Genomic DNA, 14,036 nt, shown 5'->3' with positions numbered 1-14,036 from the left:
ACGCTTGAGGACAGTCACCGAAACTTCATCGAACGGAGATCGCTCTGACACGGGCGCTCCCTAACCATGCCGCGTCTGAAACCGTCTCACGAATGGTGACGCCATGAAAAATCATCTCTTTGCTTCCGTATCCCTTTTCCTCCTCGCCACTCCGGCCTTCGCCGACGAAACCGCTTTTCCGGCAAAGCTCGTCAGCCATGCGATCCTGCCGGCCAACACGATCATCGCCGCCCCGGCCGACGCGCCGGCGCACCTGAAGACCTCGGGCAAGTTCACCACCGCCGACCGCAAGCGCGCGGAAGGCCTCGGCACCGTACCCGGCAAGGACGGCGTGCGCGCGACCGGCCTGTCCATGCCCTTCGACGGCCAGGCCATGCAGGGCTTTTCCGGCATCAAGACGATGGATGACGGCACCTTCTGGAGCCTGTCCGACAACGGCTTCGGTTCGAAGAACAACTCGTCCGACTCGATGCTGATGCTGCATCACATCAAGTTCGGCTGGGACGCCGGCAAGGTCGAGCATCTCGAAACCGTCTTCCTGTCCGACCCCGACAAGAAGGCTCCCTTCCCGATCGTCATGGAAGGCGCCGAGCAGCGCTACCTGACCGGCGCCGATTTCGACGTCGAATCGATCCAGCCCACGGCTGACGGCTTCTGGGTGGGCGAGGAATTCGGCCCCTATATCCTGAAGTTCACCCGGGACGGCAAGCTCACCGACGTGATCCCGACCAAGGCCGGCGAGATCGAGGTGAAGTCGCCGGACAATGCGACGCTCGTCGTTCCGGCAAACCCGACCGCCAAACTGCCCGCCTTCAACCTGAAGCGTTCGGGCGGCTATGAAGGCATGGCTATGTCGAAGGACGGCGCCAAGCTCTATGGCTTGCTCGAAGGTCCGCTCTTTCTCGAAGACGGCTCGGTCGAAAAGGCTGATGGCCTGACGGCGCTGCGCATCATCGAACTCGACACCGCCTCCAAGGCCTGGACCGGTCGTTCGTGGCTCTATCCGCTGTCGGAAGGCGGCGAGGCCATCGGCGACTTCAACATGATCGACGGCACGACCGCCCTCGTCATCGAGCGCGACAACGGTGCGGGTGCCACGACACAGGCTTGCGCCGATCCGAAGAAGCCGGAACCGACCTGCTTTGCCACGCCCGCCAAGCACAAGCGCATCTACAAGATCGAAATGACCGACGAGAATGCCGGCAAGGCCGTTCGCAAGATCGGCTACATCGATCTGATGAAGATCGCCGATCCGGACAACAAGAAGCGCCAGGGCGGCGGCGAAGGCTTTTATGACATGCCGTTCGTCACGATCGAGGACGTCGATGTCATCGACGCTACCCACATCGTCGTCGGCAATGACAACAACCTGCCGTTCTCGGCCGGCCGCGCCCTCGACAAGGCGGACGATAACGAATTCGTGCTGCTCGAGGTCGGCGAGTTCCTCGCCGCCAAGTAAACCTGGCTGCACGCAGGCGGAAACGGAAGAGCCGGCGGGTCTCCCCCGCCGGCTCTTTTTGCTCTTCGTTCGGTCCAGAGGCAAAGGACCATGCCGACCGTCGCCTTGCAGATCCGGCTATTGCCTAACTTGTCAACGATGGACGAAAGCTGGACTGCCGTTGGAGCGCCCCGCAGGCGCGGTGCGAAAACCCTATTCGAAGCGGAACGCCAGCCGCTTGCCGGTCAGGCGCGCCAGTTGCTGCAGGCGGCCGTCGAGCCGTTCGCCGGCGAATTCGCGATAGGCGGACGGCACGACGAATTCCAGATCGAGATCCGGCCGCGCGGAAGGCCGGAATGCCAGGTTGTGGACGATACCCGGCATCGAAGCGGAGAACAGATAGACGACACGCAGCAGACCGCCGAGCAGCTTGGCGTTTTCCAGCAGCCGCTCGGTGGCGATCGTCGCCAGCGGACCCGTCTGGCCATCGTCGTAGAGGCCCTCGAAACGATAATAATTGGCGAGCGCGATAAAGGCGCGGCCCGGGTGGGTGATGCCGACGAAGGAGGAATGGGCGATGATGTTGAGTGCCTGCAGGCCGCGATAGTCGGGATGTGCGCGCCAGCTGATATCGGCAAGCAGGCAGGCGGCCTGCCGGTAGCGGCTCTCCTCTTGCGTTTCGGTCACGCCGAAGAAGGGCATCATGCGCCCCGTCCAATCGGCCAGTTCGCGGGCATGTTCCGGTGAACGGGCCCTGAGGATGGCCAGTTCGTCGGCCGCCGCCAGCAGCGGATCGAGCGCGCGATCCTCCTCGGACAGCAGAGAATAGAGGTAGCCCTCGCGCACGCCCTGTGCCGAGAACGAAACCCGGTCGGGCCGCATCACCTCCAGCACCTCGCGCATGGCGACCGCACCGAAGGGCAGCAGGGTACGGCGGCTCTTGGAAATCGATCCCCAGGCCGGATCGCGGGCGTTGGTACCGGATATGATGTCATCGAGAAACCGGACGATTTCGTCGTAAGGCAGCTCGTAGCCCTGCATCATGTGCAAGGGGTAGTTCCGCATTTCCATGTGCAGCTTGGCGATGTTTCGCCATGTGCCGCCGACCGCGTAGAAGGTGCGGCCCCTGCCCCGTTCCAGCATCGCCGCCGACTTGATCAACTTGCGGGAATAAGCCCGTGCCTTGGCGATCGAACCGCCGGCCGTCTCGGACAGCCTCAGGCCGCCGAGCGGCAGGGTGACGCCGGTGCCAAGTTCGCGCCCCTTGATGTCGATCAGTTCGAGCGAGCCGCCGCCGAGGTCGCCGGCGATCCCGTCCGGATCATGGAAGCCGCTGACGATACCAAGCGCCGAATAAAGGGCCTCCTGCTCGCCGGTCAGGACCTCGATGCCCTGGCCGAGGATTTCTTCGGCCCGGCGGATGAAATCGGGGCCGTTCTGCGCCTCGCGGGCGGCGGCGGTCGCCAGCACATACATCGCCGTGGCGCGTGCCTGGCGCGACAGCGCGCCGAAACGCTTCAAGGCTGCGAGCGCCCGCGATACGCCCTCGTCGTCCATCCGCCCGGTGGTCGCCAGACCCTTGCCCAGCCCGCACAGCACCTTCTCGTTGAACAAGACGGTGGGTGCCCGCGACAGGCCTTCATAGATGACCAGTCGGATCGAGTTCGAGCCGATGTCGACGACGGAGACAGGGGCTATGCCAGGCAGTCGCCCCTGCGCTTCTGATCTTGTCATGAAGTACCAGTTATTGTTTCCTGCCGGAGATGATCCCGGCAATCAGTTTCGGCGCGCTTTCATTCAGCGAATCTCCCCGGCCCGACAGGCTCGGATTGGTCATGAAATAGTGTTGCGCGTTAAAAGGTTCCTCGCCGGGCCGCACTTCCATGCGCCGCGACGTCCCGTCGGGCAATATCTCGTAGCTCTGCTGGTTGTCAATCAGGTTGCCCAGCATGATCTGTGAAAGAACCTGCTCATGGACGGTCGGGTTGACGAGCGGCACCAGCGTCTCGACCCGGCGGTCGAGATTGCGCGGCATCATGTCGGCCGAGCCGATGTAGACGAGCGCCTTTTCCGAGGGCAGGCCGAAGCCGTTGCCGAAGCAGAAGATGCGGCTGTGCTCGAGAAAGCGGCCGACAATCGACTTCACGCGGATATTGTCGGACAAGCCCGGCACGCGCGGACGCAGGCAGCAGATGCCGCGGATGACGAGGTCGATCTCGACGCCGGCCTGGCTGGCGCGGTAGAGCGCGTCGATGATCTCCGGGTCAACCAGTGAGTTCATCTTCATCCAGATCGATGCCGGTTTGCCGGATTTCGCGTGGACGATCTCTTCCTCGATATGGCGCAGGATGCGGGGCCGAAGCGTGTAGGGCGAAACCGCGAGCTTCATGCCCTCCTCCGGTTCGCCATAGCCGGTGATGAAATTGAAGACATTCGCCATGTCGTGGGCGATCTTCGGATTGCAGGTGAAGAAGGACAGGTCGGTGTAGATCTTCGCCGTCACCGGATGGTAGTTGCCGGTGCCGAGGTGGCAATAGGTCCGAAGCTTGCCGTCTTCGCGCCGCACGACCATGGACATCTTGGCGTGGGTCTTCAGTTCGATGAAGCCGAACACGACCTGCACGCCGGCGCGTTCCAGGTCGCGTGCCCAGCGGATATTGGCCTCCTCGTCGAAGCGGGCTTTCAGTTCGACCAGCGCCGTTACCGATTTGCCGGCATCGGCGGCGTCGATCAGCGCGCGCACGATCGGGCTGTCGTTCGATGTGCGGTAGAGCGTCTGCTTGATCGCCAGAACGTCCGGGTCGCGCGCCGCCTGGAGCAGGAACTGCACGACCACGTCGAAGGATTCATACGGGTGGTGGACCACCATGTCCTTCTCGCGGATGGCCGCCAGGCAATCGCCCGCATGTTCGCGCACCCGTTCCGGGAAACGGGCATTGTAGGGCTCGAAGCGCAGGTCGTCGCGCGGCGCCTTGGCGATTTCCGAAATCGTGTTGAGAGCCAGCAGGCCGGGCAGAACAGCGACGCGATTGTCCGGAACCGCCAGTTCATGCACGACGAACTGGCGCAGGCCGACCGGCATTTCCGAATCGACCTCGATGCGGATCACCGATCCGCGGCGGCGGCGCTTGAGTGCCGTTTCGAAATAGCGCACCAGGTCTTCGGCCTCTTCCTCCACTTCGATATCGCTGTCGCGAATGATGCGGAAGGTGCCGAACCCCTTGACCTCGTAGCCCGGATAGAGGCGGTCGATGAACAGGCCGACGACGTCTTCCAGCGTGATATAGCGGATCGTCGACTTGTCGTCCGGCAGGCGAACGAAGCGGTCCAGCGTCGGCGGCAGGCGCAGGAGAGCCGTCATCGGTTCGGCCGTGCGCCGGCTCTCGAGCTGCAAGCCCATCGAGAAGCCGAGATTGGGGATGAACGGGAAAGGATGGGCCGGATCGATCGACAGCGGCGTCAGCACCGGGAAGATCGATTCCTCGAATTCCGTCGCAAGCCAGGTCCGGTCCTCGGCAGACAGCGCCGCCGGACGGACGATCAGGATGTCCTCCTTGGCCAGGTATTGCTGCAGGACGGCCAGCGAAGCCTGCTGTTCCATCTGCAGGTTGTCGATTTCCTTCAGGATATCATCCAACTGTTCGGCAGGCGTCTTTCCGTCCGGGCTCTTGATGGTGATGCCCTGACGGACCTGGCCCTCGAGGCCTGCGACTCGCACCATGAAGAATTCGTCGAGATTGGCGGCGGAAATCGACAGAAATCGGATGCGTTCGAGCAGCGGATGCGCCGTGTTTAGCGTTTCCTCGAGTACGCGACGGTTGAACTGCAGCCAGGAAAATTCGCGATTGATGAAGCGCAAGGGGCTGTTGGTCAGGTCCTCCGGTGCCTCCCCCACGACGTGATCGGGGATATTCGTCTCAGTCACCACAGAATCCATTGCCCATCCCTCGATTGCCGGCCCTCAAATGCCGGAGTGCCCGCAATTATAACAGTTTAACGACAATCCTGTGACGCTCACTCCGTGCCGTCGGGCTCGTAGAGTTCTCCCAGGACTTCGGCCGCCAGCCCCCGCGTGATCTTCGTCCGTCGCGACAGGGCCAGCCGGTCGATCCGGTCGACGACCTCCTGGGCTGCGGCACACGAACGCTCCATGCGCTTCACGATATAGTCGACGATCTTGTCGTCAATATTAAGCTGGCGATCGGCGAACAGCTTGACGATCACCTGGGACAGGAGCGCCTCGTCCGGGCTGCCGATTTCCACCAAGGTGGCCGCCTTCAGCCGCGAACGCAGGTCGGCGAGCGCCACCGGCCAGGACAGAGGCCAGGTGCGCGAGGTCATCAGCAGGCTGGTGCCATGCTCGCGCACACTGTTGATCACATGAAACAGCTCGACTTCGTCGAATCCCGCGCGATCGGCGTCCTCGAGCAGGACGGGCCCCTCAGCAGCGAGGCGGGCGGCATCCTTGCCCGTGACCGGATCGATCGGCGTCGCCTGCGCCTGTTCAGCCCAGATCCGCGCCAGATGCGACTTTCCCGATCCGGCCGGTCCCGCGAGGATCACCACCGGCGACGGCCAGTCGGGCCAGCTGTCGATCAGCGCGACGGCGGTCGCCAGACGATCCGAAACCAGAAGGTCGTCTCGGCCGGACGCGGTGCCGTACTCGAAGGCGAGCGGCAGTTGTTCGGCTGCCCTGCGGTTCGGCGCGGCCTTCATCGTTTCACGCATCTACTTCTCTGAAACGCCGGGATCGGGAGCGATTTCCACCAGCGTCGATTGTCCATAATACAGATCGCTCTCAAGATACCGCGACAGTGCGAAACGGACAAGCACGCCGACCGAGGCGGCCGCCGGCACGGCGATGAGCACGCCGACGAAGCCGAACAGCGCGCCGAAGGCGAAGAGAGCAAACATCAGCCAGACCGGGTGAAGTCCGACGCTCTTGCCCACCCATTTCGGCTGCAGAATATTGCCTTCGATGAACTGGCCGGAGAAGAAGAACACCACGACGATGATCAGGTGGACATAGTCCGGCCAGAACTGCACCACCGCCACGCCGGCCGCGAGCACCAGCCCAACCGTCGAGCCGACATAGGGAATGAAACTCAGAAGGCCGGTCAGGAAGCCGATCAGCAGGCCAAAATTCAGGCCGATCAACGACAGGCCGACCGCGTAGTAGATGCCGAGGAAGAGGCAGAGCGAACCCTGCCCGCGCACGAAACCGGCAATGGTGCTGTCCAGTTCGGCGGCGATCTCGCGGACCGTGGCAACATGGCCGCGCGGGATCCAGCTGTCGACCTTGGCGATCATCCGGTCCCAGTCGAGCAGGAGGTAGAAGGCGACGACCGGGGTCACCACCAGCAGCGAAGCAATGTCGACCAGCGCCTTGCCGGAGTTCCAGATCTGCGCGATCAGCGTGCCGAGGAAGCCAACACCTTCGGAAAGATACTTGGAGAAGTTTTCCTTGATCGTATCGGTCTGGGTGCTCAGCCAGCCCGGCAGCCATGCCGCGTTGGACGTGGTGATATAGGTCTGCAGCTGCGTGATGTAGCCGGGAATGTGCTGGATGAACTCGTTGAGCTGGCTTGCGAGGATCGGGATGATGATCATCAGCGACAGCACGAACACGACGATGAAGGTGACCAGGATCACGACGGTCGCCCACATGCGCGACAGACCGAGCCGTTCCAGCCGGTCGGCGACCGGATCGAGGAAATAGGCGAGCGCCATGCCGGCGATGAACGGCAAGAGAATGGTCCGGAACATCATCAGGAAGAAGATGAAGACCGCGAGCGCAGCCAACCAGAACATCAACTGCCGCCTGAGCCCGCTTCCACTGATGTGCTGAACCATTGTCCGTCTTCCTCTTTCTTGCCGCAGCCGCATGCCTTGCCGGCTCTTCTAGCAGGAAACGCCAGATAGGTCAGGCCGAAAGCGAAGGTCAAGGTCGTGCATCCGCAGGAGCATGACGGCGATGGCAAAACGCCGGAAAACCGCGCTTTCCCCGCCGCGCGACTTGCATATCCGGGCTCTTCATGCAATGGCCACCGGCAATATCGACACCCATCGGAGGCACGAGATGAGCCAGTCTGAACGCAACGGTTTGACCTATAGCGACGCAGGCGTCGACATCGATGCCGGCAATCTGCTGGTCGAGAAGATCAAGCCTCACGTGCGCTCGACGCGCCGTCCGGGCGCCGACGGCGAGATCGGTGGCTTCGGCGGCCTGTTCGACCTCAAGGCCGCAGGCTTCACCGATCCTGTTCTCGTCGCCGCCAATGACGGCGTCGGCACCAAACTGAAGATCGCCATCGACGCAGGTATCCACGACACGGTCGGCATCGACCTCGTCGCCATGTGCGTCAACGATCTTGTCGTCCAGGGGGCCGAACCGCTGTTCTTCCTCGACTATTTCGCCACCGGCAAGCTCGACCCGGACCAGGGTGCGGCGATCGTCGGCGGGATTGCGGCCGGCTGCCGCGAGGCGGGCTGTGCGCTGATCGGCGGCGAGACCGCCGAAATGCCAGGCATGTATTCCGGTGGCGATTATGACCTGGCCGGCTTTGCCGTCGGCGCCGCCGAACGCGGCCAGCTTCTGCCCGCCGGCGACATCGCCGAAGGCGACGTGATCCTCGGGCTCGCCTCGTCCGGCGTCCATTCCAATGGCTTTTCGCTGGTGCGCAAGATCGTCGGGCTTTCGGGTCTCAACTGGAATGCGACCGCACCCTTCGACACGGCCAAGACGCTCGGCGCCGCCCTGCTCGAGCCGACCCGCATCTACGTCAAGCCGCTCTTGAAGGCGATCCGCGAGACCGGCGCCCTGAAGGCGCTCGCCCACATCACCGGCGGCGGCTTCCCGGAAAACATTCCACGCGTGCTGCCCAAGCACCTCGCCGCCTCGATCGACCTCGACGCCATCACCGTGCCGCCGGTCTTTTCCTGGCTCGCCCGCACCGGCGGCGTTGCCCAGAACGAGATGCTGCGCACGTTCAACTGCGGCGTCGGCATGATCGTCGTCGTCGCCGAAAAGGACGCCGCGCGCGTGACCGAAGTGCTTTCGGCCGAAGGCGAAAAGGTCGTGACGCTCGGCCGCATGGTCGCCCGCGCCGAGGGCGAGGCCGGCACCCGCTACGAAGGCAAGCTCGCTCTATGACGACGGCCCGCAAACGTGTCGTCGTCTTCATTTCCGGCGGCGGTTCGAACATGGTGGCGCTGGCGGATGCCTGCGCCGCACCGGACTTCCCGGCCGAGATCGTCGCCGTCATCTCCGACAAGCCGACGGCGGGCGGACTGGCCAAGGCCGCCGAGCGCGGCATCGCCACCCACGTCTTCGAGCGCCGCGCCTATGCCAGCAAGGGCGAGCACGAGGCGGCGATCCTTGCCGCGCTGGCAGCACTCTCGCCCGACATCATCTGCCTCGCCGGCTACATGCGCCTGCTCAGCGCCGATTTCATCCGTCCCTACGAAGGTCGGATCCTCAACATCCACCCTTCCCTTTTGCCGCTCTTTCCCGGTCTGCATACCCATCAGCGGGCGCTCGACGCCGGCATGATGGTGGCGGGTTGCACCGTGCATTTCGTCACTGAAGGCATGGACGAGGGGCCGATCGTCGCCCAGTCCGTCGTGCCGGTTCTTCCCGGCGACACCTCGGACAGCCTTGCGGCCCGGGTGCTGACCGTCGAGCACCGCAGCTATGCCCAGGCGCTGCGCCTGTTCGCCGATGGTACGGTGCGCATGCGCGCCGACGGTCGTGTCGCGCGGACCGGCTTTGCCGGAGACGCGGCTGCGAGCCTGGTTTCGGTCTGAGAGACTATTTCGCGTTGCTCATGAAGTATGATGCCCCGAGCGCCAGCAGGCGGCGGGGAAAAAGGCGCGTCGACAGCGTGATCAGCCTGTTGGCCAATCCCGGCACGACGCTGGCTCGCCCGGCATAAAGGGCATCCAGGCTCGTCTCCGCCACGGCCTCGGGCGTCATCAGGACCGCGGACGCCATCCGGTTCAGCCGGTGGCCAGCCCGCTCCCAGAAGGGCGTTTCCGTCGGGCCGGGACAGGTGACGGTAACCACGACCTTGCGGCGGGCAAGCTCGCGGTGCAGCGCGTGGCCGAAGGCCAGCACATAGGCCTTGGACGCCGCATAGACCGCATAGCCGGGGATCGGCTGGTAGGCGGCGGTGCTCGCGACCAGAAGGATATGCCCGCCGCCACGCTCGGCCATATCCTTTGCGAAGAGATACGAAAGATCGGTCAGCGCCCGCACATTGACGTCGACCATGCCGAGTTCGGCGTCGCGCTGCCGCGAGACGAAACGGCCTTGAACGCCGAAGCCGGCATTGGCGACCAGCGTCTCGATGACCAGTCCGCGGGCGTCCAGCGCCTGTTTCAGGCCCAGGCAGGCATCCTGCTCGGCCAGATCCGCGACTTCCACCACGACCTCGCCACCGTGGCGGCTGAGCTCCGCCGCCAATTCCTCCAGGGCGTCGGCCTTGCGGGCGGTCAGCACGAGATTGTAGCCGCGCCTCGCAAGCGCCATGCCGAACGCTTGCCCCAGCCCGCCCGTCGCGCCCGTAATCAAAGCCCATTTGCGATCATCCGCCATCTAGGTCCCCCTGCCTGCCGGCCGATCATCGGGAAAAACACCCCGTGCCGCAAGCGCCAAGGGCGGCGCGGGGATGCCGGCATTCTCCCACCAAAGACAGACACTTGCGCCGAAACGGTGAATGCACCCAGTTTTGGCCGCCACAAGGCCCAGAAGTGGACGCTGCAAGCCATTGAGACCATTTGGGTTTTCCGTAAGGGTGCCGGCCATCGGACTTCACTGACATGGGGACTTTCGCATGACCAAGCTCTTGACCACGACCGCGCTGTTTGCCGGGCTGGCATTATGCCCGACCTTCGCCGCCGCCGAGGAAAATCTCTTTACCTCGCCGGACGGCGCATTCTCCCTCTATGGCAGCGTCGGCCTTGCCAACGTCAAGGCTGGCGAGTTCGTCTATGACGGCTCCCACAAGCTGAGCCAGCTCAACTGGGAAAGCCAGGGCATGACGCTCTACACGCTCGGCGCCGATGCGCAGATCGACAAGAACTGGAAGGTCCGTGCGGCCTTCAACGTCGGCACCGGGGGCGACGGTCATATGGTCGACTATGACTGGATGGACTACAGCAATGACGACTGGACCGATCGTTCGGTCCATCCCGACACCCAGCTCGACCACTATTTCAGTGGCTCCATCGAGCTCGACCGGCAGGTCTATGAAAACGACACGACCAGCTTCGACGTCGGCGCCGGCTTCCGCTACACCGACGTCAAGTGGACCGCCTATGGCGGCTCCTACATCTACAGCAGCGGCGGCTTTCGCGACGACATCGGCGACTTCCCCGATGGCGAGCGCGGCATCAGCTACCAGCAGAAGATCCCGGTCGGCTTCCTGGCGGTCAATGGCGCCCACACGATCGGCGCGCTGACGCTGAGCGGGGGCCTGCAGGGCGGCCTCAGCTTCGGCATCGACGACATCGACGATCATTGGATGCGCGACCTGCGTTTCTACGACAGCATGGAGATCGCCCCGATGATCGGCGCCAATGTCACGGCCAACTACCAGCTCAATGAAATGGCGGCGCTCTACGTCACCGGCTCGTTCGAGCGCGTGTTCCATGCGCGCGGCGACATGAAGATCGTCGACACGACGGGTGCGAGCCCCGATTCCCATTCCTCGGATTCGGCCGGTGCGACCTATCAGGCGATGTCGATCTCGTTCGGCCTCAAGGGCACGTTCTAAGAATACAGAGCCCCCCGCGGGCAGCGCCTGGCGCTGTCCGTCCGGCCGCGGACGCTCCCTTTGCGCGTCCGCGGCCATTTTCTTTGTCAGGGCGAAAGGGCGTCCGGATTGAGCGCCGCCCATTGCAGCAGCATGATGGTCTTGGCATCGCAGATGCGCCCGTCGGCGATCATCGCCATGGCGTCGTCGAGAGACAGCTCGGTGATCTCGATGTCCTCGTGTTCCTCGGCCAGCCCGCCGCCGTCCGCCGTCTTGTGGGCGGCCTCGATGCGGGCGAAGTAGAAATGCACCTTCTCCGTCACCGCGCCGGGAGAAGTGTAGGCGCTGAAGAGATGGCGCGGTGCGGCGACCTCGTAGCCGGTTTCCTCCATCGCCTCGCGGCATACGGTCTCCGCCGGGTCCTCGCCATGCTCCATCGAGCCTGCGGGCACCTCCAGCAGGAAGGCATGGTCGCCCATCAGGTGGACCGGGATGCGGAACTGCCGGACCATGACGACGACGCGCCGCTTGGGGTCGTAGAGCAGGATCGCCACGGCCTCGCCGCGGTCGAACACCTCCCATTCCAGCTGGACCTTGCTGTCGTCGGGCCGGATATAGTCGAAGACGATGCGGCGGAAATGGCTCCAGCCCTTCCACAGGGTCTCGTCCTTGCGGATGGTGATGCGGATCTGATCGAAGCGGCTCATCCGGCGGCCTTTTCCAGCCAGACCTTGTTGTCGTGGAAGGCGGCCCCGCCATGCGGTGCGGGGGCATCTGCCCCGGTCAGCACGTTGACGCCTTCGCCGTCGAGATGCGCCTTGTTGGGCCACAGCCCCTCGGCCACCAGCACCCCCGGCTTGACCGCATCGGTGATCCGCGCGTGAATGCGCAGGCTTCCCCGCCGGTTGCCGAGGCGGACGACGTCGCCGTCGGCAATGGCAAGCCCCAACGCGTCGGCCGGACTGACCATCACCTCGGGCCTTCCCTCTTTCTCGCGCGAAGTCGGCGTCTCGGAGAAGGTCGAGTTGAGGAAATTGCGGGCCGGCGAGGTCGCCAGTCTGAACGGATGCTCGGCATCGACCACCTCGATCAGATCGACCTGGTCGGGAAACTCAGGCAGGGCGGCGACCGGGCCGAGATTGCCGAGCCTGACCGGCGGTTTGTTCGGCGCCTTGCCGTTCTGCCAGTCCGGACGGAAGCGGAACTTGCCGTCGGCATGGCCGAAACCGTCGAGGTAATGCGCCGTGCCAAAATCCGGCTGGCAGTCGAACCAGCGTTCCTGCTTCAGCGTGTCGTAGCCCGGCCAGCCGCTTGCGGTGAGCATATGGTCGATATGCTCCTGTTCGGTGAGGCCGAAACCGGGCCGGTCCGAGACACCCAGGCGCTTGGCCAGTTCCTCGATGACGAAGAGGTTGGTGCGCACCGTGGCCGGTGGCTCGACAATCTTCGGGCCAAGCAGGATATGGCTGTGGCCGCCGCCGCGATAGAGATCGTCGTGCTCGACGAACATGGTGGCCGGCAGAACGATGTCGGCGACCTCGGCCGTCTCCGTCATGAACTGCTCGTGCACGGCGACGAACAGGTCGTCACGGAGGAAACCTCTTTTCACCAGCCGCTGTTCGGGCGCGACATTGACGGGATTGGTGTTCTGGATCAGCAGTGCTGTGACGGGGCCGCGGTGACGCAGCGCCTCGGCGTCGCCGGTCAGCACACGGCCGATCTGTGACTGGTCGAGCATGCGGATGTCTTCATCGACATAGCTCGTGCCCATCAGTTCCGCCTTGTTCAGCCGGAAGATGTCGCCATTGTTGTGGAAGGCGCCACCGCCTTCATACTGCCAGGAGCCGAGGACCGTCGCGACCGAAAGCGCCGCGTGCATGCCAACCGCGCCATTGCGCTGGCGGGCAAAGCCGTAGCCGAGGCGGAAGAAGGTCTTCTTCGTCGTGCCGACAAGCCGGGCGAAGGCCTCGATCTCCTCGACCGGAAGGCCGGTGATCGCGGCCGCCCATTCCGGGGTGCGGGTCTTGAGATGCACCTCGAGACCGGCCGGGTCGTCGGCATAGCGGGCCATGTAGTCGCGGTCGGCATAACCGTCTCGGAAGGCAATGTGCATGACGGCGCAGGCGAGCGCCGCGTCCGTACCAGGCCGTACGATCAGGCCAAGATCGGCCTGCTTCATCGTCGCATTGTCGTAGACGTCGATCACAACGATCTTCGCGCCGCGCTCCTTGCGGGCCTTCATCGCGTGCGTCATCACATTGACCTGGGTGGCGACAGCATTGGTGCCCCAGATGACGACGCAATCGGCCTTAGCCATTTCGCGCGGATCGGGGCCGCGCAGGGCGCCGGTGCCCATCACATAGCCGGTCCAGGCCATGTTGGTGCAGATCGAGCCGAAGAAGCCGGAATAGCGCTTGGCGTGGCGCAGCCGTTCGATCGAATCGCGCTGCACCTGGCCCATCGTGCCGGCATAGAAGTAGGGCCAGATGGCTTCCGAGCCATGCGCCGCTTCCGCCTTGACGAAGGCTTCGGCGATCTCGTCCAGGGCATCCTCCCAGGAAACCTCCTGCCAGACACCCTCCCCCTTGCCGCCCTTCCGGCGCTTCGGCGTCAGCAACCGGCCGGGATGATAGAGCCGCTCGGCATAGCGGGCGACCTTGGCGCAGATAACGCCGGCGGTGTATGTATTGTCGGGCGAGCCCCGGACGCGACCGATGCGGCCGTCCGCCTCGAGATCGACGTTGAGCGCGCAGGCGGATGGACAGTCGTGCGGACAGACCGTATGACCAGTGGTTCGGATAGGGCTCGCGATGTTCATGACGTTTGTATATGGCATGGCCGGA

General features: G+C 64.1%; 11 protein-coding genes. 4 read left to right on the top strand and 7 right to left on the bottom strand.

Features of this window, described 5'->3' with window-relative positions:
- The first annotated feature begins 103 nt into the window (after positions 1–103).
- Complete coding sequence (locus DYZ14_RS06840) at positions 104–1,459, top strand: esterase-like activity of phytase family protein (RefSeq protein WP_154720004.1); 1,356 nt, start codon at positions 104–106, stop codon at positions 1,457–1,459.
- 192 nt (positions 1,460–1,651) lie between these two features.
- On the opposite strand, the gene ppx is transcribed toward DYZ14_RS06840, so the two are convergent.
- The 4 genes from ppx to DYZ14_RS06820 form a co-directional block, all read right to left on the bottom strand.
- Positions 1,652–3,172: an exopolyphosphatase gene (ppx, locus tag DYZ14_RS06835; RefSeq protein ID WP_154720003.1), complete on the bottom strand. Its 1,521-nt coding sequence runs from the start codon at positions 3,170–3,172 to the stop codon at positions 1,652–1,654.
- Positions 3,173–3,182: 10 nt separating this feature from the next.
- Positions 3,183–5,375, bottom strand: coding sequence for an RNA degradosome polyphosphate kinase (locus DYZ14_RS06830; RefSeq protein WP_154720002.1), 2,193 nt, complete (start codon positions 5,373–5,375; stop codon positions 3,183–3,185).
- 77 nt (positions 5,376–5,452) lie between these two features.
- Entirely contained in the window at positions 5,453–6,166 is a 714-nt protein-coding gene (gene hdaA / locus DYZ14_RS06825; RefSeq protein ID WP_154720001.1) for a DnaA regulatory inactivator HdaA, read from the bottom strand.
- Positions 6,167–7,291, bottom strand: a complete 1,125-nt coding sequence (locus DYZ14_RS06820; protein ID WP_154720000.1) for an AI-2E family transporter — start codon at positions 7,289–7,291, stop codon at positions 6,167–6,169. It lies immediately after the preceding gene.
- A 226-nt stretch (positions 7,292–7,517) separates the two neighbouring features.
- Between DYZ14_RS06820 and purM the strand changes: the two genes are divergently transcribed.
- The gene (gene purM, locus DYZ14_RS06815; protein WP_154719999.1) at positions 7,518–8,591 is read left to right on the top strand and encodes a phosphoribosylformylglycinamidine cyclo-ligase; all 1,074 of its coding nucleotides are present in this window, start codon (positions 7,518–7,520) and stop codon (positions 8,589–8,591) included.
- Positions 8,588–9,244 (top strand): phosphoribosylglycinamide formyltransferase, encoded by a 657-nt coding sequence (gene purN / locus DYZ14_RS06810; RefSeq protein ID WP_154719998.1) that lies wholly within the window; start codon positions 8,588–8,590, stop codon positions 9,242–9,244. Before purM ends, purN begins: the two co-directional genes overlap by 4 nt.
- Positions 9,245–9,248: 4 nt before the next feature.
- Here purN and DYZ14_RS06805 read toward each other — a convergent pair whose 3' ends face one another.
- On the bottom strand, positions 9,249–10,034 hold the full coding sequence (locus DYZ14_RS06805; RefSeq protein WP_154719997.1) for an SDR family NAD(P)-dependent oxidoreductase: 786 nt from the start codon (positions 10,032–10,034) through the stop codon (positions 9,249–9,251).
- Between the two features lie 238 nt (positions 10,035–10,272).
- Here DYZ14_RS06805 and DYZ14_RS06800 point away from each other — a divergent pair, with 238 nt between their 5' ends.
- A complete protein-coding gene (locus DYZ14_RS06800; protein ID WP_154719996.1) occupies positions 10,273–11,214 on the top strand; it encodes an omptin family outer membrane protease in 942 nt (313 codons plus the stop codon).
- Between the two features lie 86 nt (positions 11,215–11,300).
- Here DYZ14_RS06800 and DYZ14_RS06795 read toward each other — a convergent pair whose 3' ends face one another.
- Both DYZ14_RS06795 and DYZ14_RS06790 read right to left on the bottom strand, forming a co-directional pair.
- On the bottom strand, positions 11,301–11,900 hold the full coding sequence (locus tag DYZ14_RS06795) for an NUDIX domain-containing protein (protein WP_154719995.1): 600 nt from the start codon (positions 11,898–11,900) through the stop codon (positions 11,301–11,303).
- Complete coding sequence (locus DYZ14_RS06790; RefSeq protein WP_154719994.1) at positions 11,897–14,029, bottom strand: molybdopterin-containing oxidoreductase family protein; 2,133 nt, start codon at positions 14,027–14,029, stop codon at positions 11,897–11,899. Before DYZ14_RS06790 ends, DYZ14_RS06795 begins: the two co-directional genes overlap by 4 nt.
- Positions 14,030–14,036: the final 7 nt, after the last annotated feature.

The sequence above is a fragment of the Ciceribacter sp. T2.26MG-112.2 genome (genome assembly GCF_900492205.1).
Lineage (GTDB): Bacteria > Pseudomonadota > Alphaproteobacteria > Rhizobiales > Rhizobiaceae > Allorhizobium > Allorhizobium naphthalenivorans_A.
This window is presented reverse-complemented; position numbering and strand designations above follow the sequence as displayed.